Source organism: Burkholderia sp. GbtcB21 (genome assembly GCF_019091065.1).
GTDB classification, from domain to species: domain Bacteria; phylum Pseudomonadota; class Gammaproteobacteria; order Burkholderiales; family Burkholderiaceae; genus Burkholderia; species Burkholderia pyrrocinia_C.
On record NZ_JAGXKA010000495.1, the window covers coordinates 1 to 235 of the forward strand.

Here is a 235-nt window from a genome sequence, read left to right on the forward strand (position 1 = left end):
GCCTTGACCGCGACCGTCTTGAGGATTCCGCGGATGTTGTTCACGACGAGCGGCGCGACCGCTTCGCCCTCGACGTCCTCCGCGATGATCAGCAGCGGCCGGCCCGTCTTCGCGACCTGTTCGAGCACCGGCAGCAGGTCGCGGATGTTCGCGATCTTCTCGTCGTGCCGCAGGATGTACGGGGACTCGTTCTCGGCGATCTGCTTGTCGGGCTTGGTGATGGTGTGCGGCGGCA

General features: G+C 66.0%; 1 pseudogene. It reads right to left on the reverse strand.

Annotated features, from left to right (window positions below):
- Window positions 1-235: pseudogene (gene groEL, locus KVT39_RS37460) on the reverse strand (chaperonin GroEL); the annotation flags it as partial.